Origin of the sequence: Shewanella waksmanii ATCC BAA-643 (assembly GCF_000518805.1) — a bacterium.
In the GTDB taxonomy this organism is placed as follows: domain Bacteria; phylum Pseudomonadota; class Gammaproteobacteria; order Enterobacterales; family Shewanellaceae; genus Shewanella; species Shewanella waksmanii.
The window spans coordinates 14081-35401 of record NZ_JAEH01000052.1; the positions used below are offsets into that span (position 1 = coordinate 14081).

Annotated in this window: 23 protein-coding genes; 15 read left to right on the plus strand and 8 right to left on the minus strand. The window is 44.3% G+C overall.

The genetic code is table 11. The annotated features are described in order from the left end of the window. Positions 1–27: 27 nt before the first annotated feature. Both L865_RS0117265 and hppD read right to left on the minus strand, forming a co-directional pair. Positions 28–651: a LysE family translocator gene (locus L865_RS0117265; RefSeq protein WP_028774391.1), complete on the minus strand. Its 624-nt coding sequence runs from the start codon at positions 649–651 to the stop codon at positions 28–30. A gap of 136 nt (positions 652–787) precedes the next feature. Then, a complete protein-coding gene (gene hppD, locus L865_RS0117270; protein WP_028774392.1) occupies positions 788–1825 on the minus strand; it encodes a 4-hydroxyphenylpyruvate dioxygenase in 1038 nt (345 codons plus the stop codon). Between the two features lie 251 nt (positions 1826–2076). Here hppD and L865_RS0117275 point away from each other — a divergent pair, with 251 nt between their 5' ends. The 3 genes from L865_RS0117275 to L865_RS0117280 all read left to right on the plus strand — a co-directional run bounded on the left by L865_RS0117275 (position 2077) and on the right by L865_RS0117280 (position 3911). Then, complete coding sequence (locus L865_RS0117275) at positions 2077–2967, plus strand: LysR family transcriptional regulator (protein ID WP_028774393.1); 891 nt, start codon at positions 2077–2079, stop codon at positions 2965–2967. 270 nt (positions 2968–3237) lie between these two features. Beyond that, positions 3238–3375 (plus strand): hypothetical protein, encoded by a 138-nt coding sequence (locus tag L865_RS25610; RefSeq protein WP_157577645.1) that lies wholly within the window; start codon positions 3238–3240, stop codon positions 3373–3375. Between the two features lie 188 nt (positions 3376–3563). Further along, the gene (locus tag L865_RS0117280; protein ID WP_028774394.1) at positions 3564–3911 is read left to right on the plus strand and encodes a DUF6508 domain-containing protein; all 348 of its coding nucleotides are present in this window, start codon (positions 3564–3566) and stop codon (positions 3909–3911) included. Between the two features lie 73 nt (positions 3912–3984). On the opposite strand, the gene L865_RS0117285 is transcribed toward L865_RS0117280, so the two are convergent. Beyond that, the gene (locus L865_RS0117285; protein ID WP_028774395.1) at positions 3985–4977 is read right to left on the minus strand and encodes a cytochrome-c peroxidase; all 993 of its coding nucleotides are present in this window, start codon (positions 4975–4977) and stop codon (positions 3985–3987) included. 240 nt (positions 4978–5217) lie between these two features. Continuing rightward, complete coding sequence (locus L865_RS0117290; RefSeq protein ID WP_028774396.1) at positions 5218–5439, minus strand: PGPGW domain-containing protein; 222 nt, start codon at positions 5437–5439, stop codon at positions 5218–5220. Between the two features lie 172 nt (positions 5440–5611). Here L865_RS0117290 and L865_RS0117295 point away from each other — a divergent pair, with 172 nt between their 5' ends. Further along, a complete protein-coding gene (locus L865_RS0117295) occupies positions 5612–6367 on the plus strand; it encodes a substrate-binding periplasmic protein (RefSeq protein WP_342666133.1) in 756 nt (251 codons plus the stop codon). Positions 6368–6433: 66 nt separating this feature from the next. On the opposite strand, the gene L865_RS0117300 is transcribed toward L865_RS0117295, so the two are convergent. Beyond that, the gene (locus L865_RS0117300; RefSeq protein ID WP_028774398.1) at positions 6434–6841 is read right to left on the minus strand and encodes a YccF domain-containing protein; all 408 of its coding nucleotides are present in this window, start codon (positions 6839–6841) and stop codon (positions 6434–6436) included. A 250-nt stretch (positions 6842–7091) separates the two neighbouring features. Here L865_RS0117300 and L865_RS0117305 point away from each other — a divergent pair, with 250 nt between their 5' ends. Further along, positions 7092–8024 (plus strand): pyridoxal-phosphate dependent enzyme, encoded by a 933-nt coding sequence (locus tag L865_RS0117305; RefSeq protein ID WP_245608461.1) that lies wholly within the window; start codon positions 7092–7094, stop codon positions 8022–8024. Between the two features lie 150 nt (positions 8025–8174). Here the strand turns inward: L865_RS0117305 and L865_RS25615 are convergent, their stop codons facing one another. Then, complete coding sequence (locus L865_RS25615) at positions 8175–8348, minus strand: hypothetical protein (RefSeq protein WP_157577647.1); 174 nt, start codon at positions 8346–8348, stop codon at positions 8175–8177. 464 nt (positions 8349–8812) lie between these two features. Between L865_RS25615 and L865_RS0117315 the strand changes: the two genes are divergently transcribed. Together L865_RS0117315 and L865_RS0117320 are read left to right on the plus strand one after the other, a co-directional pair. Further along, positions 8813–10414 carry a mechanosensitive ion channel family protein gene (locus L865_RS0117315; RefSeq protein ID WP_051484677.1) on the plus strand — a complete coding sequence of 534 codons (1602 nt, stop codon included), beginning with the start codon at positions 8813–8815 and terminating at the stop codon, positions 10412–10414. A 185-nt stretch (positions 10415–10599) separates the two neighbouring features. Beyond that, positions 10600–11541, plus strand: coding sequence for a chemotaxis protein CheV (locus tag L865_RS0117320; RefSeq protein ID WP_028774401.1), 942 nt, complete (start codon positions 10600–10602; stop codon positions 11539–11541). A 30-nt stretch (positions 11542–11571) separates the two neighbouring features. Here L865_RS0117320 and L865_RS0117325 read toward each other — a convergent pair whose 3' ends face one another. Together L865_RS0117325 and L865_RS0117330 are read right to left on the minus strand one after the other, a co-directional pair. After that, the gene (locus tag L865_RS0117325) at positions 11572–12228 is read right to left on the minus strand and encodes a hypothetical protein (RefSeq protein WP_028774402.1); all 657 of its coding nucleotides are present in this window, start codon (positions 12226–12228) and stop codon (positions 11572–11574) included. Positions 12229–12276: 48 nt separating this feature from the next. Beyond that, positions 12277–12636 (minus strand): DUF2750 domain-containing protein, encoded by a 360-nt coding sequence (locus L865_RS0117330; RefSeq protein ID WP_028774403.1) that lies wholly within the window; start codon positions 12634–12636, stop codon positions 12277–12279. A 290-nt stretch (positions 12637–12926) separates the two neighbouring features. On the opposite strand from L865_RS0117330, the gene L865_RS0117335 reads away from it, so the two are divergent. From L865_RS0117335 to L865_RS0117375, 8 genes are all read left to right on the plus strand, one after another. Continuing rightward, entirely contained in the window at positions 12927–14087 is a 1161-nt protein-coding gene (locus L865_RS0117335; protein ID WP_245608463.1) for a lytic murein transglycosylase, read from the plus strand. A 108-nt stretch (positions 14088–14195) separates the two neighbouring features. Continuing rightward, positions 14196–15074: a WYL domain-containing protein gene (locus L865_RS0117340; protein WP_051484678.1), complete on the plus strand. Its 879-nt coding sequence runs from the start codon at positions 14196–14198 to the stop codon at positions 15072–15074. A gap of 82 nt (positions 15075–15156) precedes the next feature. Next, positions 15157–15639: an FKBP-type peptidyl-prolyl cis-trans isomerase gene (locus L865_RS0117345; protein ID WP_028774406.1), complete on the plus strand. Its 483-nt coding sequence runs from the start codon at positions 15157–15159 to the stop codon at positions 15637–15639. Between the two features lie 65 nt (positions 15640–15704). Next, positions 15705–15926, plus strand: a complete 222-nt coding sequence (locus tag L865_RS0117350; protein WP_028774407.1) for a DUF3389 family protein — start codon at positions 15705–15707, stop codon at positions 15924–15926. 103 nt (positions 15927–16029) lie between these two features. Then, positions 16030–16701 (plus strand): alpha/beta hydrolase, encoded by a 672-nt coding sequence (locus tag L865_RS0117355; RefSeq protein WP_028774408.1) that lies wholly within the window; start codon positions 16030–16032, stop codon positions 16699–16701. 351 nt (positions 16702–17052) lie between these two features. Next, the gene (ushA, locus tag L865_RS0117365) at positions 17053–18777 is read left to right on the plus strand and encodes a bifunctional UDP-sugar hydrolase/5'-nucleotidase UshA (RefSeq protein WP_028774409.1); all 1725 of its coding nucleotides are present in this window, start codon (positions 17053–17055) and stop codon (positions 18775–18777) included. A 518-nt stretch (positions 18778–19295) separates the two neighbouring features. Next, on the plus strand, positions 19296–21029 hold the full coding sequence (gene ushA, locus L865_RS0117370) for a bifunctional UDP-sugar hydrolase/5'-nucleotidase UshA (RefSeq protein WP_028774410.1): 1734 nt from the start codon (positions 19296–19298) through the stop codon (positions 21027–21029). A gap of 95 nt (positions 21030–21124) precedes the next feature. Next, the coding region (locus L865_RS0117375; RefSeq protein WP_028772737.1) for a helix-turn-helix domain-containing protein at positions 21125–21321 on the plus strand (197 nt) is incomplete at its 3' end.

Here is a 21321-nt window from a genome sequence, read left to right on the forward strand (position 1 = left end):
AGTGGTTAGCGTGGTAATTGGCTAGCGCTAACCTAATGCCAACCAGAATCCCACACCCACCATTAGACTGCCGGCAATACGGTTCATCCACTTGATGTTATCGCCTCGGCTTAGAAATAGCCGCAAACTCTTGCCGCCGGTAGCATAGGCCAGCATGCTGACAAACTCGGTCATCATGATCACGCTAAGCAACATCAACAATTGCGGCGCCACCGCGCGATCGACATTGATAAATGGCGGCAGTAGCGAGATCATAAACGCCCAGCCTTTAGGGTTAGCAATGGCGGTGACAAACCCTTGCGACATTAAGGTCATATTGCTAATGGAGCGATCGGTTTGTTGACCTTCAACAATGGCCATTTTGCCTTTGGCGCGCCACATATTAATCCCAATGTATGCCAGGTAGGCGCCACCGACCCATTTGAGTACTTCGAAGACTTGCGGATAATTAAGCATCACGCTAGCTACGCCCAAAACTGCCGCAATGGCCACAATGGCAACACCGACTAGTTCACCTATCATCATCCATAATGTGCGCCTTACACCTATGCTCATCCCCAGTGTCATGGCCAACGTCATACACATACCCGGTGTGATCGAAACAAAGAAAAAGGTCGGTATAAAGACAGCGAGTACAGCAAAATCTGGCATGGTGTTCCTTAGTGGCTAACAAAGTATCACGGCTTTGGCCGCTTAGCAGGGCGCTAGTGTAGAGAATTAATTCGCTGCTGAAAATAAAAAACCAGCCATTAGGCTGGTTTTTTATCAATATCGATTTGCCATGGAATTACAGCACGCCGCGGCGCTTCTGATCTCGCTCGATAGATTGGAACAGTGCAGTGAAGTTACCTTCGCCGAAACCTAAGTTATTTTTACGTTGAATAATTTCGATAAAAATAGGGCCGAATAGGTTTTTGGTGAAGATTTGCAGCAAGTAGCCGTCTTCATCGCCATCAACCAAAATTTGGTGATGTTTAATACGCTCTCTATCTTCAGTTACCTGAGGCAGTTTCTCAAAAATGGTATCGTAGTACTCTGGGATGATGTCTAAGGTTTGAATTGACGAACCTTCCATTGCATCAAGCGAAGCGACAATATCACGACTTCTGAATGCTAAGTGCTGAACACCTGGACCGTCGTACTCGCGTAGGTACTCATCAATCTGGTTTTTATCGTTGCCTTTACCTTCATTGATAGGAATACAGAAGCTGCCATCTGGCGAGCGTAGTGCATAAGACACTAGTGCGGTTTGCTCACCTTTAATGTCGAAGTAACGTACTTCGGTAAAGCCAAAAATGTCTTTATAGAAGTTGGACCAATGCTCCATGGTGCCTTTGTAAACATTGTTGGTAAGGTGATCGACTTCCATAAAGCCTTTTTCTTCAACAATCACTGGCTCGTCAAGGTCGACAAAGTCAACATCATAGATATTGTTCTCGCCAAAGGTATCAATAAAGTAAATCAGGCTATCGCCAATACCGTAAATGGCTGGGTATGGCAGATCTTTACTGTCTTCGTTTGCTGGTTTTGCGCCGCGTGCCACCGCGCCTTCAAAGGCAAAGTTAGCATCTTCTACACGCCAGCCCATTGAGCTGATGGCCGGACCGTGTGTTTTAGCGAACTCTGCAGAAAAGCCTTGTTTGTTCACATTAAGTAGAAAGTTGATGTCGTTTTGCTTGTAGTAAACGATCTCTTTCTCTTTGTGTTGTTTAAGCTTTGAGAAACCAAAATCGATGAAAACCTGATGCATAAAATCGATATCAGGTGTGGCGAACTCGGTAAATTCAATGCCGAGTAGACCAAGTGGATTTTGTTCGCTTGCCATGGGTGAGTCCTCTTTCATTATGTTGTTACCCAAAGGTCACTCTTGCAATAGTGGGTGACTTTAGCTCGCTAACTCAGGTCAGCGCATGGGATTTTTAATCGGTGTGTCAGCGCTCATTGATTGGCTAACCACCCTGTTTTGTGATCTAAGTATCAATTTAGTTGCTGTCTTGAACAAAAAAAAGAATAATAAATAGCTTAAGACGTTCTATTTATTAGATGGTATTAAAAAGTTTACACGGGAAATGAATAATGAGAATCGATGTAGACGCATTTAATGTATTGCAGGTATTAGTGGAAGAAGGCAGCTTTGCTAAGGCTGCTGAGCGATTGCACAAGGCACAGTCTGCAATTAGTTACCAAGTGAAAAAACTGGAGCAACACCTAGGTGTAAAGCTTTTTTGTCGTGATAGCTATCGAGCAGAATTAACCGATGAAGGTAAGGTCATCCTCGCGGAAGGCCAACGTTTACTGCAATACCTAGGCAACATAGAGCATTTAGCCCAGCGCTTTAGTCAGGGTTGGGAGCCAAAACTGGAGTTAGTGATCGATGGTTCACTACCAATGGAGCCTATCATGCGCGCATTAAAGCGTATGTCTGAATATGATATCCCTACCAAAATTCAGTTGAATATGGAGTTCTTAGGCGGTGTGCAAGCACGATTTGAGCGCGATAACGCTGATTTGATGTTAGTTAAAGACTATCGCACCGGGCCCCATTATCGCCCACAGGCTTTACCCGATGTAAAAAGCCTGCTGGTGGTTGCTAAGGAGCATCCGCTCTCTAGCCAGCAAAACATTAGCCTGTTTGACTTGCTACAGCATGTTGAGCTTACGATTGAAGACTCTGCGCCGCAGCAGGCCGCGCGCGATGATTTGCAGTTTGGTGGCGATAAAGTTTTCTATTTGTCAGGCTTTATAATGAAGAAAAATGCCTTACTCATGGGATTGGGTTTTGGTTGGATGCCTGAGTTTTTAATTGCTGACGAATTGCGCTCAGGGCAACTCAAAGAGCTCGATTTCATTGGCGGTAGTCATTATAGCTTTACGCCGCAACTGGTATCGACCATGGAGCGACCGCTAGGCCGCGCGGGCTTGCTGTTTACCGACCTTATACTTGAAGAATTTAACCTGTTTCAATAGGACCTGATAACCGTGATTGCAATTTGCAAAGGCGTGTTGATTTTGCCTGTCACAACTTACGGTTTACAAAAGTAGAGAACAGGCCTGCGGCTAAAATGAGTCGCAGCTAATCACTATCCTCTCCATCAATATGGCCGACAGCTGATTTTTAATTTTCTTAATTATTAATCGGTTAACCAATTATACCAATCAGTATAAGAATTTGATCTACTCAGCGCGCTTTTGGCAAACTAATTCAAGGCGAATAACTGAAACAATGGTTGCTCCCCTGTGAGGTTATTCAACGCAGAAGTAGGCAGCCAAAAACGCGCCAGAATGGCGAGTTTTAACAATCCTGATGCTGTGTTAACAAGCTTAACCGTAGAACAACTATGCTCTTCACTCGTTGCCTTGCCTCAGAACCGCTAAACTCTCGCTGAGTGACTAAATGTTTATACTGATTGGTATTACAAAACGTTAAGCTAAAGTTCAGCTTCATTGCATTAGCATGGGCGCATGAATTGTTGGTATGGCTTATGCAGATTGACTGATAGCACTTAGCGCTGATTAACAGCCAGTCAGACCCTAAGCCAATTGCCAGCGCAATGGAGGTTTCTATGAATACTTTAGCTATTTCGCCCTTATACAGTCGATATGCAGATCTGTTCTTACAAGGTGATAAGCCAGTTTGTGTTAGCCAGTTTCAGCAGTTTATCGCCGAACTGGAACAACAAGGCGTACTTTTACCGCGTCTAAATTGGGACGAGTGGTACGAACATAGCCACTTTGTTGATCGCCCTGACTATATTGCTGATGCAACTTGGTATCAATGCCAGCTATTGTTAACTGCAATGGCGAGATTAGAAAAATTTAGTCCCGGTGTTATTGACAACTATCGTCGCCAAGGCGTGCTGATTGCCATTGTAAGTCGTATGCAGACTTTGGCGATGGGAGTGGCGGTATAAAAACGGCAGCTTAGTGCTGCCGTTTATTCAAGTTGTTGCTATTTAATGACTTGCTGCGCCAGTAAACGGTGCTCTATTTTGCAAATGGCACGGGTCGAGGCGTGTTGGCATTTGAAGGCGGCAAAATCGGTAATACAATTTGCGGCTGATCACCGGTTAGGGTTTTCAAGAATGCCACCATGTCTGCGGTTTCTTGCTCAGACAGTTGCTGACCAAGCTGAATATCAGACATGGTATTTACAGCTTCTTCTAATGTCCAAGTCGCGCCATCATGGAAGTAGGGGTAGGTAAGTTCAATGTTACGCAGTGTTGGAACTTTAAATACCATTCTGTCGTGCTCGTGACCAGTAACCGCAATACGTCCTTCTGCAGGGTTATCAGTGTGGAATGGTTTAACGAGTCCCATCTTCATATACATAGTGCCGCCAACTGCCGGACCATTATGACAAGAGGTACAACCACGGTCTTTAAATAGTTGATAACCATTCTTTGCTTGGTCACTAATCGCCTTTTTGTCACCTTGTAGGTACTGATCAAATGGGCTATTTGGCGTGACTAAGGTCTTTTCAAACTCAGCAATCGCATCAGTTAGGTTTTCAAGGTTGACGGAGTCTTTACCGTAGATTGCGGCAAAACGCTGTTGATACTCAGGGATTGAATCAATGGTTTCAACTGCAACACTGTGGGTATGAGCCATCTCACCTGGGTTAGCAATAGGACCGGCTGCTTGTTCTTGCAAATCTTTTGCACGACCATCCCAGAACTGCGCAAGGTTGTACTCAGCATTAAGCACTGTTGGCGAGTTGATTGGGCCTTCCTGCCAGTTATGACCAATAGAAGTCGGCAGGGCGTCAACGCCACCTGTAGATAGGTTATGGCAAGAATTACAAGAGATAAAACCAGATGCTGACAAACGTGGTTCAAAGAACAGCATTTTGCCTAACTCGACTTTTTCGGGCTGAGTAATTTTAACAGGTTCAATAATAGAGATAGGCTCTTTAGCTACGGCTGGGGCCGTGATCACGCTTGCTAATATAGCTAAGCTAATAGGGGTTAGTTTGTTCATCTTCAGCACCTTAAATAGGGTTAGTAGCGAGCTGCTTTGTTTTGATTAACCCTGATATTAATGTGTGTTTTAGCTTGGGTATAACGCGTTGTTTAGATTAGGACTATCGCTAAACTGGATTATATAAATGTGACATTTATCGCTGAAAATCAATAACTAATAGGATAGTGTTCTGCTTGAGTTCACAAACAAAATTAAAAGTGTGATCTTGATATGGGTTGCAGTTGTTACGCTAACATTTTAATTGCGCATCATTCTGATCTTTTTGTCCATCCAAGCCGCTGACTGCGACATTTTCCGCTGACTGATCCGCAAATATCGCTTCGCCCAAGGGTATTCTAAACTCAAAATGGCCAAACCAATGGGCAGCAGTAACCATGCTGGCCCCGGTAGCAAAATAAAAACGACACCTAATGCAGTGGTTAATCCGCCTATGATTGTCACCATGGTTTTTCTTAACATCTGTTTGCACCTATTGTTGTAGCTTAAATTCAGCATGCCATTTTGTTGCTGTACTTGGCTAGTTGGCTTTTGTAACAAAGGATAAATATTGAACAATCTGTGAAACGACTATAATCAATGGCAGGAATCTATGATGCAGCGCAATTGATGCTGTTGGGCTAGGAGGCATTGTTTGAATCATATCTGCCAAGGTATTCGCTGGTGTGGGCTTATCGCGCTTTGTTGGCTGAATGTGCAAGTTAGCAACGCAGCGACCTTACATTTATCGACCTTACATTGGCCGCCATATTGTGCTGAGAAGCTGCCGCAACAAGGCGGGAGTGTGGCCGTGGCTAGGGCGGCGTTGCAAGCCATGGGGCATGATTTAGAAGTTGATTTCTACCCGTGGAGCCGGGCAGTGAGGTTACCTCATATGCAGGGCAGTCAATATGCTGGTTATTTTCCTGAGTATCTGCACCCGAACGACAAAGTATTATTTTCCAAAGTCAGTGGTCACAGTGAATTAGTCATAATTGAAAGGCCATTAGACCCCATCAGCTGGAGCAAAGTCAGTGACCTACAGCAGTACCGCATAGGCACTGTAAAAGATTACATCAACACCCCTGAGCTGGATGCTGCGATTGCTAATGGATTACAAAAAGTTGAAGAGGTGACATCTGATGAGCATAACGTCAAGAAGGTCGCCACCGGCCGGATTGATGCCGCTGTGATAGACCGTCAGGTGTTTATGCATCTGTTGGCGCAACCACACCTTAAGCCATTAGCCACTAAATTGCAGGTCAATAAAAAGTCGCTGGCGCGGATTAGCTTACACATTGCCTTTATTGATTCTGAGCAAGGCCAGTATTGGCGTGATATCTACGATAAAGGCCTAAAAAAGATTGATGCAGATAAGGTGCTTGCTGAGTACTTTAGTCGTTACCAATAGCTAAGTTGCTTGCAGCCAGCGCAAGCGACTGGCTGCATTGTAGTTTGAGTGACCGGGGCAATGCCCTTACGCTTTAGCGGTTACCGTTTGACCGATAGGTGTCAGTGACAGTAGCGCAAGCTTGAGATGTTGGATGCCAAATGGAATGCCAATTATGGTTACAAAACAAGCCAGAGCATGGGCGATATGACCGATGGCCAACCAAATTCCAAATAATAAGAACCAGGCAATATTACCGATCATACCCAGCGGGCCAGTACCAAGATCATCCACACCGGTTAGGTGACGACGGTTTTGGCTTTCTTGACCAAATGGCCAAAAAGTCATTTCACCAATAACAAAGCACGCACGGCCAAAAGGAATACCAATAATTGAAATAAAACAAAGTATGCCTGCCAACCACCAAGCAAGCCCCATCACAAAGCCACCAAGCACAAACCATGCAATGTTAAATATCAAGCGTAAAACAGCCATTGTTATACTCCTAAATTCCTGACTATTATTATTGTTGCGTTAAACTATCACGAATAACACTTGAGTCTATGCGAGTAGTATGCCAACTTTTTAGTTGTTGAATTTAATGGTTTTTTATTATGGCGTTGTTGGGTGGGTGGCGAGTATTACTAAAGGTTAGTCACTCCCACCAGTTTGATCTTGTTAGCGAAAATGACGTACGAGTTAGTCGAGTGCCATCAAGTTGGTTTACACTGGAATTTAAATTTTGATGAATGAGGCATTGATGCAACTTAGCCACACGCCTGTCGATAAGGTCACCATTGCGGGTTTTGATGTTTTTGTAAAACGAGATGATCAGTTGCATCCGGCCTTTTCGGGCAACAAGGCGCGCAAATTTGCCTATTTTTTAGCGCAGCCATTTACCCAGGTTAACAAACTTGTGGGCTATGGCTCACCGCAGGCCAACTCTTTGTATTCAATGGCGGCACTCGCAAAGATGCGCGGTTGGCAGCTGGACTTTTATGTTGATCATATTGCTGAGCAAATTTTAAAGCAGCCTGCTGGAAACTATGCCGCTGCCATTGCCCATGGTGCTAATGTGATTGATTTGAGCCAGCAAGATGATCGCAATGATTTAAGTACGCGAGGTTATATCGAGCGTCATGTAGCCGGTGATGACACGGTTCTTTATGTACCAGAAGGTGGACGTTGCGAATACGCTGAATATGGTTTGTTTCAATTAGCGCGTGAAATCGTTGATTGGAAACAGCAACAACAACTGAGTCAGCTTAATGTGTTTTTACCGTCGGGTACCGGTACAACCGCGCTGTTTTTAACCCGCAGTTTCGCGCAGCTAGATGAGTCGATTAAGGTGTTAACTTGCGCGGTTGTCGGCGGCGATGATTATTTAACTAGCCAATTTTACGAGCTTTCATCGGATTGTAACGATCATCCACAAATCATTACTCCCCCCAAGCGTTACCACTTTGGCAAGCTATATCGCGAGTTCTACCAGCATTGGCTTGAGCTTAACCAGTCAGGAATAGAGTTTGAATTACTGTATGACCCACTGGGGTGGATGATGTGCAAACAGTACCTACAACAATCGAGCGATGAACCTATGCTTTACTTGCATCAAGGTGGGTTGTTGGGTAATGAAACCATGTTGCCACGGTATAAGAGAAAGTTTGATGGGAATTAAGTCATTTGGTTAGGCGTATCTGTGAAAGTGATACTGCCTAAACCAAATGATATCTAGCAGTTGCTAACCGGTGTTAGTCCAACCTTGCCTGTAAAGTGCAGGCTCAAATACAAGTGAGAGGAGCTGTATTTGCTAGCGTGATTTTCGATGTTACTTGTTGCTATTTAATAACCATTTCATGAACTTCAAAGCTTCAGTACGCTTGGTAAAGGTTTGCTTATTTTTACCGGCGCTGTCTGTGAACGCTGTCGAAGACTTGTTAACTGAAATAGAGTCTACTGGAAAGTTTACTGTGATCTCGTGACCATTTACTGTGTACGACATTGGCCATACTCCTTTTTAACGAAACTACTTGTTAGTAGTTGAAATTTATTAATAATTTATCCTTAGCTTTTGTTGCAAAAGATGAGTTGTTCGATTTGAGACTACCCAGCTTTTCATTCCTTATCAAGTACCTTGCTTTAGCTTTGTGTTAGAAATTGTATCTAAGCGCTCGCACATACTAGATGCACGAAGTTAAGCACAGGGATATGACAGTGATATGACGAGAGAATATTGTGAGTGTTTACGGTGTGACGAACATTAACGAGTCAAACAAACAGGTGCACAGATCTACAAGTGGATATAACTAAAATCGCCGCCATTATAACCTTGGCTAAAACTTAGTCAATCAATTTCGTTGCAAAATCCCTTTATCGACATGACAAAAATTTATCAGCACTAATTATGTTGTTTTTTTGTATAGGTGTTAGAATTTACACAAGTTTGTTAAGGGAAGACAATCTACTATGCGCGCTACTATAGTCAAATATCTGCTGGGTATCTGTTTCACCATTTTGGCACTGCCAATTTGGGCTGCCAACCCACCGGGATTAGTCAATACGTTGCAAGAGGCCGCTGATGAGCCTGATTTGGCGGTACATCAACGCTATCAGTATCAAGACGAGCTGCAACGTGACACGCCGCGGGGCACGTTAGCCGGTTTCACTAACGCCGCCTACGAGCAAGACTTTGAGTTGGCAGCTGAGTATCTTGACTTACGTTACCTTCCAGACAACATGTCAAAAGATAAAGGCCCGCAATATGCCAAAAAACTGCAAGCCATTATCGACCGCAACTTATGGATAGAACTCGAAGACGTCAATGATACGCCGCAGGGTGTCGCTAACGATAATCTGCCAGCTTACCGGGATGCCTTTGGCCGAATAGCCATCAACAGTGGCCACATCACCTTACTACTACAACGAGTGCCATCAAAAGGTGGCTCCATCTGGAAAATATCTAACGCCACTGTTGCCAAGGTCCCTAACTTATATGACCAACTTGGCTACGGGCCGGTTGTCGAATGGTTTGTCGATAATATTCCTGAAGGCCGACTCTTTAAAATTAACTTGTGGGAATGGTCACTGATCCTGTGCTACCTCATTGGCGCCTTTATGGTCATTATTCCTCTGACATGGTTGGCTAAGTGGCTCATCCTAAGAAGCAAAAGTGAGCTTAAACAAGAGGTCGCCTATGTGGTTGCCGGCCCACTGCGTTTCTTTTTAGCTGTGGTGCTGTGCCGAGCTTGGATTGCGCACAGTTCAATCTCTGCCGGCGCATTAGCGGTTATCGACAGTGGTTTTTTATTGATGTTGGCCGTGGTTTGGTTAGTGTGGTCGGCATTAGGGATATTTCAGGCCGGCCTCAAGCAACGCTGGTTGATGCGTGATAACCAACAAGGGGCGTCATTACTGCGACCTTTAACCAACTTTGTGCGGATCATTTTTGTGATTATCGCGGTATTGGTTTGGTTAGAGCATTTAGGGTTTAATGCCAGCGCGATACTGGCAGGCATGGGCATTGGCGGTGTAGCTATCGCTTTGGCTTCTAAACAGTCGATAGAAAACTTTATCGGTACCATTACATTGTATTCGGCTGCCCCAATAAAAGTGGGTAACTTATGCCGCTTTGGCACTATTAACGGTACGGTTGAAGAGATGGGTTTGCGCTGTACACAAATACGTACCTTAGATCGTACCTTAATCCATGTGCCCAACGCTAAGTTAGCTGAGATGGAAATTGAGAACATTTCCGAGCGAGAAAAAATTCGTTTTAAAGCGGATATTCGCCTCGATTACGCCATTACAAATTCAAAGCAGCTTAAAGATATCACCTCAGATATTCGCACCATGTTAGAGCAACATGAACAAGTTGAAGCCGATCCTCTGCGTGTGACGTTTCAGGGCTTTGGTCTGCATGGTTTACAGGTCAATGTGTTTGCCTATGTGGCCACGACAAGCTTTCCCACTTATCAGCTGGTGGCACAAGAGTTACATTTAGGCATTATGGATATTGTTAACCAGCATGGGTCGCGGATCATACCTGTGGCACCCATTGCGACTAAATAATATAAAAATCATGATGTAAATAGCGTTTTCATCGAGTGAATTAGTTAAACTTGCACCATAAAGGCTATAATATGACAACTAATGACCGTGCCTCAGCAGCGCTAAGCTCTCGCTGAGTGCCTAAATCTTTATACTGATTGGTATAAAATGCGTCATCGTGTGCCTGTTTACCAAAGAGATGTATTATGGCTAAAGTACTAGAAACCGTTGATCAACGTACCCAGCTTGTGGGTGAAAATAGACTGGAATTACTGCTATTTCGGATTAACGCGACCCAGCTTTTTGCCATTAATGTATTTAAAGTCAAAGAGGTGGTTAAACTGCCTCATTTAAGTGCTTTGCCTGGTAGCCATCACAGTATTAAAGGCGTGGCTAACATTCGCGGCATGTCGATTCCGGTTATTGATCTTCGCCAAGCCATTGGATTTAGCGCCCGTGATGACGACCAAGAAGCCAATCTCATCATCACTGAGTATAATCGCAGTGTTCAGGGCTTTATGGTCGGCAAGGTTGAACATATTATCAATATGACCTGGGGCGACATTCTACCGCCACCTAAAACAGCCGGTGCACACAACTATCTGACCGCCATCACTAAAGTCGATTATGACGGTGCTACCCAGTTAGTATCGATAATTGATGTAGAAAAAGTTCTCGCTGAAATAATCAGTTATGATATTCGCTTATCTGATGGGGTATTAGATGAGTCGCTGACTCCGCAAATGTTGGGCCGCAAAATCTTAATTGCCGATGATTCCTCAACAGCGCGCAGGCAGGTGAAAGAAACCCTGGCACCATTGGGTATCGAAGTGATGGAAGTGTCTGACGGTTTACAGGCTCTGCAGCAACTCCAAGCATGGTGCGATGACGGCGTGAATGTGTATGATGAAATTATCATGTTGATCACCGATGCAGAAATGCCAGAAATGGATGGCTACAAGCTGACCTATGAGATCCGTAACGACAAGCGCATGAATGAGCTGTATATCACCCTTAACACATCGTTAAGTGGCAGTTTCAATAATGCCATGGTTGAAAAAGTCGGCTGTGATCGGTTTATCTCTAAGTTCCAGCCTGACTTACTGGTGGGCGTGGTACAAGAAAGGTTACGCCAAATCGTGGGTTAGGTATTGTATTAGTTCTGTATTCGTGCCGTATTAGTTTTGCTGCTCTGCAATGATATCTCGCAGCACTTGCTGCTTAACTTTACTGGTAGACACAATATTGATGCGTGCGACCCGCACAGCATAGCCAAAACGTTCCCGACCGACTTTACTGACAATGTCCTGCAAAAAACGTTTATCTAGTCCCAAACTTTGACTGTAGTGATTAATGGCTTGAGATAGTGACGTATAAGTCACGCCATCAAAAGCAAAACTCACTGAATAATCGTGATTATCGAGTGCGATACCATTGACGCTCAATGGCCAACCGGGATAGTTAACACGGTTTTTAGCAATCAAATACATCGCCCACGCGCTCTTACCAAATCCACCAAATATCTTACAGTCTGGGTCAAATTCGGCTTGGGCGATTTCCGCTTCTGTCCAGTTGACTCCAATGGATAAATGTTTACGGTAGATCCGCATCAACTCATCTTTCACTGCGACTTGGCAGTCCCAAATAGAAGTCAATGGCTGTTTCTTTGCCAGTTGCATGCACTCTTTGCAAGCCGGAATAATCAGTGATGGATGCGGGGTATGTGTGCTGGCGCTGTAATATAACTCGTTGGCGCAGGGCTCGGCGCAAAACCAACATTGGTGACGTAACTCAAAGGGGACATCAATGGGTTGAAATTGAAATGAGGCTGACAAGGTTATGCGACCTTATCAGCCTTAGGCTGTTTCATTGACAATGTGAGCTTATTCCGCTTCAACATCTACCAAAGATTTCGCCACAACGATTGGGTCTAGCTCAAGGCATTCTTCTTCAGCAACCCAATCAGCGCCAATAAGCACACCATCGTCATGTAGATCACCGACCCAATACTCTAGAAACTCTTCTAGGTTAATGGCTGCTGGCTTATAGTTAGCCCACTCATCACTGCAGTGAACTTGAGCTTGTGCTTCAGTAGACCAAATAGGCATAACATCTGTGTCTTCATATTCTGAAGAATCACATACCACCCATCCTTCACCGGTTTCATCTTGAAGACCCCAGACCATTTGGTGCTCTTTTACATTTTCAATAAAGCGTGCAAGCGTTGGGTGGATATCAGTCATGGTATTTCTCTTAAATAGGTTAGTTAACCCGGCTATTATACGGTAAGCCAGCACTTGTCCAAGGGGGCGAGCAAAGAAAAAGTGTACTAATTGGCCGATTAGATGAATTTTGGTTTAATTCGGTGACTTTTACCCACTTAGCTATAGTATAAATCTTCGCTATCGTTATGATGGCATATATGATGAAAGTGGCAACTTGGCTGGGATGGGAGTCAGTTGCTCGTGCCGTCCTATCAATGTATTTGACGTGGAGTATCGTTTTGAAGAAATTGTTTCCTATTGCATCAGCAATGTTATTTTCCACATTTATTTTGCCTACCGCCCATGCTGACGATTTTGCCCAGTGTGTGACGCAGTTAAAAGTGACCGCCAAAGCCCAAGGCCTGTCGCAAGATACCATCGATAACACCTTGGCAAATGTTAAGTATGTGAGTCGCGTCATTGAGCTAGATAAAAAGCAGCCAGAGTTCAGCCAAACCTTCGACAACTATTTCAGTAAACGGGTGACAGATTGGCGGGTGGAGCAGGGGCGCAAGATGCTCAACCAGCACCGTGAATTACTCAACAGATTGCATAAAGAGTATGGTGTACCACCACAATATTTAATGGCATTTTGGGGGCTAGAAACTAATTTCGGTTCTTATAAAGGCAAGATGCCTGTGCTTGACTCGTTAGCCACACTGGCGTGCGATCCACGCCGTAGCCAATATTTTACTGGCGAGTTAATGCAAGCCCTAAAACTCAAAGAGGCTAACGGTTTTAGCAGCAGCGATATGGTGGGGTCGTGGGCTGGCGCAATGGGTCATACTCAGTTTATGCCCTCTGCTTATGCCAAATATGCCATCGACGGTGATGGTGATGGCAAAGTAGATTTGTGGAACAGCACCGAAGATGCACTGACTTCAGCGGCAAATTTTTTACAACACTTAGGTTGGGTTAGAAATGAGCGTTGGGGACGTGAAGTGAATTTACCCGATGACTTTGACTATCAATTGGTGGGGCAGTCTAAAAAACAGCCGTTAACTCATTGGGCTGAAAGTGGCATTAGACAAGCTAATGGCCAGCCGCTCTCAACCCCAGATATGCAAGCCAAGCTGTATCTACCTGCCGGTTACACAGGTCCTGCATTTTTAGGCTATGACAATTTTAATGTCATTATGCGTTGGAACCGCTCTGAATTTTATGCCATTGCTGTTGGGCACTTGGCTGATAGAATCAATGGTGGTGTGACACTAGTGACTCCACCACCTCAGCAAGATAATTTGCGCCGCGCCCGAGTGAAGCAGTTACAAGTTAAGCTTAATGAACTTGGCTTTGATGTGGGCAAACCCGATGGCGTGTTAGGGTCTAAATCGCGTGCTGGTTTGCAAGCTTACCAACTCAGCGCTGGAATGGTACCAGATGGTTTCCCCAGTGAAGCCACATTCAAAGCACTAGGCGTCGCACAGTAAGTTTATTGAGCGTCTTACAAAAAAAAGATGTAATCATTATGATTGCATCTTTTTTGTTTATTGGGTAAGTTAACCTCAATTACCGCATGTTGAGGATGTATATTGCCAATGGACGCTATCGATTCACTTAATCACGGCCAGAAACAACGACTGGCTTTTATTGATTTTAGTTTGCAGTATTTTGGGCAGGTTAGTCGCCAGGATTTAATCCAGAAATTTGCCACCGGCCTTGCCGCAGCTACCCGCGACTTTGCTAGCTACCGTCAACTTGCACCGGACAATCTCACTTTAGTTCACCAAACTAAGAGTTACCATCGCGGCCAGCATTTTAAAGCCATATTTGACCATGATCCCGAAGTGATTTTGCATGGCTTAGCTAAAGGTTTTGGTGATGGCTTATCACAGCCGTTAAGGCCCAGTGAAGTGTGTTTTGATGCAGTGCAACTCATTCATCCCAATACCGACATTATTGCTGCGTTGATGCGGGCGATTCAAAGTCAGCAGGCGATAGAAGTGAATTACGTGTCGGTATCAAGTGGCGAAAAGCGTCGGCAAATTGTTCCTCATGCGCTGGTTAATAATGGTCAACGTTGGCATGTACGGGCATTTGACCGAACCCATCAGACATTTACCGATTTTGTGGTAACCCGCATTAAACAGATCCAGCACTGTGAACAGTCGACCCGAGCAACCGAAATTGCGGCAAAAGACCAGCATTGGCAAACAATGGTCGAGCTAAAACTCGTGCCGCACCCAAGCTTAGCTCACGGTGAAGCGATTGCTTTAGATTATCAAATGGAAAATGGTTGTAAGCTGGTACAAACAAGAGCGGCGTTAGCGGGGTACTTGTTACGTCAATGGAGCGTTGATTGCTCGCCAAAACACCAAATTACCAGCGGTGTGTGCCAATTGGCATTAGCCAACCAAGCGGTACTGGCAGACATTGAGCATTTAGCGATTGTCCCTGGGGCTAATCCTAGTCGATAAGTGACTTTGGCGTGACCTGTAGGTCGCACTTTGTTAAGCTGCGGCGCAATTATCTATAAATGGCGTAACAGACGGAGAAATTATGAGCATCCAGGACAATATGGTGGTGCAATTTATCTACACTTTGAAAGATGAGCAGGGCGAAGTGTTAGAAAGCAATGAAGGGCTTGATCCTATCGCATACCTACATGGTCACGATAATATGATGCCTGTTGTTGAAGATGCACTAACGGGTCGTGAAGTTGATGATGAGTTTTCAGTGACTTTAGCGCCAGAAACCACTTACGGTATTCGTAATGAAAACGCCGAACAGCGTGTGCCAGTTAAGCACCTGCAAGGTGAAAAGAAGTGGAAAGCCGGTATGCGCGCCATTGTTAATACTGAACAAGGTCAACGTCAGGTGACTGTACTCAAAGTCGGTAAGTTTATGGCAACGATTGATATCAATCACCCTTTAGCGGGCCGCGAATTGACCTTCGATTTGAAAGTCATTGGCGCACGTCAAGCCACCGATGAAGAGATTGCCCATGGCCATGCACATGGCGTTGGTGGTCACCAGCACTAATTAGGTGTGTGTTAAGACCGAAAAGCGCTACGGTAAAGTTAGCGCTTTTTTTATGGGAGATAATCATGATTGTTGAGTTTTCGCAGGGCAAAATTATTACCAGTGCGTTTGAGATCCAAATTCGCCTGACTGCGGCGAATACTACGTTATTTGCTATGGCTGAGGATGTTAAAGCGATAGATGATGCGCGGCTTTTGTTAGCCGACGCGGGGGCTGTGCGTTGGAGCATTGCATTAGACAACCTTGAGCAACTTAATCAAGTAAAACAAGCACTGGCGATAGATTAATTGATTTATCCATCTCGGACTGTCGGTGTCGCTATGCGGTTGGGTCGCGCCGCAAACACTGCTATTATCAGCAACCAAATTTAGTTATCTCAACGGAGAGAGTATGTCTGGCAGTACATTAGAGCGGATCACAATTGAACCTGAAACCCAAGCTAAGGCTTGTGTGATCTGGTTACATGGATTAGGTGATTCAGGGGCGGGATTCTCTCCCATCGTTCCGGCGTTAAACATGCCTGCGCAACTTGGTGTGCGCTTTATTTTTCCCCATGCTCCAGAGCAAGCAGTGACCATAAATCAAGGCTATGTGATGCGCTCTTGGTATGACATTAAAGGCATGGATATTGGCAATCGCGCCTTTATGCCAGATGTATTGGCATCTGAAAAGCACGTTCGTGATTTGATTGATGAGCAAATCGCTGCCGGCATAGCCAGTGACAAAATTGTCTTGGCCGGTTTTAGCCAAGGTGGGGTGATGAGCTTATTTACCGGACTGCGTTATGAACAACCATTAGCTGGTATTCTGGCTATGTCATGCTATTTAGCCACGGGTGAATCGTTGCCAGAAGCTTTAAGCGATAGCAACAAGGCAACCCCACTGTTGCAACATCATGGCGAGCAAGATGAAGTGGTCCCGTTTATGGCTGGCAAAATGGCATTTGATGCACTTAAGGCTGCAGGATATGACACCCAGTGGCAGCAATATGCCATGGGGCATAGTGTGGTGCCTGAGCAAATCCGTGACATCAGCCAATGGTTGATAAAACGTTTGTCTTGATTTAATTTATTGTTATAAAACAAATGCTTGATACAAAGTGTTGCAAAATAAATTGTTTTTATCACTGTCAAGCATTTGTCACCTGCCCGTAACATGTAAACTACTGTAAAATAAAGTTAATTCGATATTTATTGACCTAAATAGCACTCAGCTTATCTTCCGAGCCTACCCTTCGTTAGCTTGTTTATCTGCTAATTCGAACAACAATGTTCTTAACTTGTTAATTTTTAGCTGTTTTATTGATTTTCTATGAACGGGCGTGTCTGCTTTTGTCATAAACATTGATTATAGTCAGCGCTCCTTAAGCTCGACCTACCGAGCAGGAAACACATAATAAAAGGGGTTGATGAGATGCAAAATAAGCTAATAAAAGGCTTAGTGGCGACAGCGGTAATGACAGCACTAGTGGGTTGTAACAGTAGCGACGATGATAAAAACTACACTGGCTGTCAAAGTGGTGCTGCCGACTGTACCGGTTTTACAGTCATTCACACCAATGACAACCACGGTCGTTTTTGGGAAAACGGTAACGGTGAGTACGGCATGGCAGCTCGTAAAACGGTTATTGACCAAATTCGTGACGAAGTTGAGCGTGCCGGTGGTGAAACCATTCTATTGTCTGGCGGTGACATCAACACTGGTGTACCAGAATCAGACATGCAAGACGCCATCCCTGATTTTGTCGGCATGAACTTACTGGGCTACGATGCCATGGCGGTGGGTAACCATGAGTTTGATAACCCGCTTAGCACTTTGCATATGCAATCTACCTTAGCTAATTTCCCAATGTTGGCTGCCAATATCTATGACAATAACACTGAAACTCGCTACTTTGAGCCATACCAAGTGTTTGACGTTAACGGCATCAAAATCGCTATTATTGGTTTCACTACGGTAGATACGCCTAAAATTGTTAACCCAGAAAATGTTGAGTCATTAACCTTTACTGACCCAAAAGAAGAACTACCAAAAGTGTTGGCTGAAATTGAAGCCAATGAAACCGTTGATATGGTCTTTGCGGTAACGCACATGGGTCACTATGCCGATGGTAACCACGGTACTGAAGCACCAGGCGATGTTATGCTTGCACGTTCAGTAGAAGAAGGGCGCCTACAGGCAATTATTGGTGGTCACTCGCAAAACCCAGTTTGTATGGAAGGTAACGACTATGCTGATTTCACTCCAGGTGGAGAATGTAAGCCCGATCAGCAAAATGGTACTTACATCATGCAAGCACACGAATGGGGTAAGTATGTCGGCCGTGCTGACTTTGAATACGTTGATGGTGAGCTAACATTAGCCAGCTACAAGTTAATCCCGATTAACCTCAAAGAAGAAGATGAAAACGGCGACTTGGTATTTATCACAGAAGAAATTGATAAGCACCAAGGTGTGTACGACATGCTTAAGCCTTATCAAGAACGTGGTCAAGAGCTACTTGATGTGGTGATCTCACACACCGACGGTAAGCTTGAAGGTGATCGTGAAGTGGTGCGCATCGAGCAAACCAACTTAGGTAACTTGTTAACCACTGCTTATTCTGAGTATGTAACAGATAACTTTAACGTCACGGCTGATTTTGGTGTAATGAACTCAGGCGGTATTCGTGCATCAATTGAAACTGGTGACATCTCATACCGCGACGTACTTACCGTGCAGCCATTTGGCAACTTTGTTTCTTATGTCACTATGACAGGTAGCGAAGTACAAGATTACCTTGCGGCCATTGCAGTGAAAACAGGCGGTGGTTACCCGCAACTTAATCGCGTAGAGATGGATGTGAACTGTGATGCTGGCAGCGTTGAAATTGCCAGTCTTGGTGGCCGTGCATTTGATGAGCAACAAGACTACACCTTCTCGTTAATTCATTTCAGTGCAGCAGGTGGTGATGATTACCCAGTGATCAACCAGCATCCTAACTACATTGACACTCAGTTAAGTGATGCCGCCGTGTTCCGCGAGTATTTTGTTGCGAACCCGAACATTATTGCTAGTGACTATAAGCCTGTTGAAGGCCAATTGCGCTTCTTCCTAGGCGGTGCAGAAGTGAAAAGCTGTGCTGGTGATGCAAAATAAATTGACCTAAAAGTTAATTGATAAAAAGGGCAACATAGGTTGCCCTTTTTTGTTAATGGTTTGCTAATTAAGCGCAAAATGCTTTTTCACCCGATAGGTTGTTACTGCTCATTTGAGCCATTCTTGCTCTCCTGTTTAATAAATTTGTCATTTCTTAGCCCTGTAATTCATCAGTTTTTTCTTATTAATCGGCTGGTCGTGTTCGCCTGTGCGGATGAATCTCGTTTGTTTGTGAATAACACAAATGACTTATAAACCAAGTGGATGGTTTTTGCTGGTATCACTTTAATCATACTTTAGCCTGATGCATGTGTTGATGTCTGTTCTCATTTTGAAACAAAGTTGGATGTAAACACTTAATAATCAACACATTAATGTCACATTAATTCATAAAAATGACACAAAGGTTGGATATTATTTGCTAAGATGTTGGCCATAAAAACAGTGTGTTTGTTTTTGTAGATAATAGAGTGTTACCAATTAAAGATATTTTTATAAAAAATACAGGGGTTGATGTAATGACAAATAAGCTAGTTAAAGGATTACTTGCAACTGCAGTGCTAGCGGCACTAGCTGGTTGTAATAGCAGTGATGATGACAACAACACGCCAACAACATGTGCTGAAGCCGGTGATGCATGTACGCAGTTTACTGTACTGCATACCAATGATAACCATGGTCGTTTTTGGGAAAACAAAGACGGCGAATATGGAATGGCTGCACGTAAAACTCTAATTAATCAAATTCGTGCTGAAGTAGAAAGTGCAGGCGGCCACACGCTGCTGCTATCAGGCGGTGATATCAATACTGGTGTACCTGAGTCAGACTTACAAAATGCCATCCCAGATTTCATTGGCATGAATGAGATCGCTTATGATGCAATGGCCGTGGGTAACCACGAGTTTGATAACCCATTAGCTATTTTAGACTCACAGCGCTCTATTGCTAACTTCCCAATGTTAGCTGCAAACATCTACAAAGCAGACGGTACACGTTACTTTGATGCTTATAAGGTATTTGATATCAATGGTGTAAAAGTTGCCGTGATTGGTTTAACTACCGAAGATACTGCAAAATTGGGTAACCCAGAATTTATTAGCGAACTGACTTTCACCGATCCTAAAGAGGAAGTGGCTAAGGTGATTCAAGAGATCAACGATGCTGGTGAAGCAGATTTGATTTTCGCAACCACTCATATGGGTCACTATGCTAACGGCGAACACGGCAGCAATGCTCCTGGTGATGTGGCACTCGCAAATGCACTTGATGCGGGTCAACTTCATGCGGTTATTGGTGGTCACTCGCAAAACCCAGTGTGTATGGAAGGCGATGGCTATGCAGAAGACTTTAAGCCAGGCGATGAGTGTAAACCAGATGTGCAAAACGGCACTTTTATCATGCAAGCCCACGAATGGGGTAAGTATGTTGGCCGTGCTGATTTTGAATACTTTAATGGTGAGCTACACCTAGCAAGCTATAACTTAGTACCCGTTAACTTGTTAGGTACTGTGCTTGACGAAAACGGTGAGCCGGTTCTTGACGAAGAAGGCAACGAAGTAGAAGAGATTGTTGGCGAGAAAATCGAGCCAGATGCTGAGCTACTTGAACTACTGAGCTTTTACCAAGAACAGGGACAAGAGCGCCTTGATGAAGTAATTGCTGCAACTGATGGCTTACTTGACGGTGAGCGTAGTAACGTACGTTACATGCAAACTAACCTAGGCCGCCTAATTGCGATTGCTCAAGCTGAAAAAGTGAATGCTGATTTTGGTGTGATGAACTCAGGTGGTGTGCGTGCATCAATTGAGCAAGGCGAGATCTCTTACCGTGATGTACTGACGGTACAGCCATTTGGCAACATGGTGACACTGAGTACCATGACAGGTGCACAGGTATCGGAGTATTTAGGTAATGTGGCAAGTCTACAAATTGGCGCAGGTGCATATGCACAAATTACCGGTGTGAAAATGACCGTAGACTGTGAAGCTCAGTCAGTGGCCATCAGTGACATTAACGGCAAAGGTTACAGCGACACAGAGACATACACCTTTACTGTTCCAAGCTACAACGCAGCAGGTGGTGACGGCTATCCAGTGCTAACACCAGTACAAACTGGTTACGTTGATGCTGATGTACTTTACGGTTACTTCAAAGATGCTGGCAGCATCGTAGCAGCTGACTACAACCCTGTAGGCGATATCGTTTACGAAAACTCTGAAAGTGTTGAAGGGTGTAAAATTACTGCTAACTAAATAAAAAGCAGTTAAAAAAGGCAGCCATGGGGCTGCCTTTTTTGTTTATTGAGCTGTCCCGTCCTGAGATAAGTTGACACTTTGGAGACTTATCTATGAAACCTTCAAGCACAATCAGCATTAAACGTACACAACGTGATTACACATTAGGCTTTAAATTAGCCGTTGTCAGTCAAGTAGAAAAAGGCGAGCTAACCTATAAGCAAGCTCAACAGCACTACGGTATTCAAGGTCGAAGTACGGTCCTTACATGGTTAAGAAAGCATGGTAGATTAGACTGGACGCAACCCAT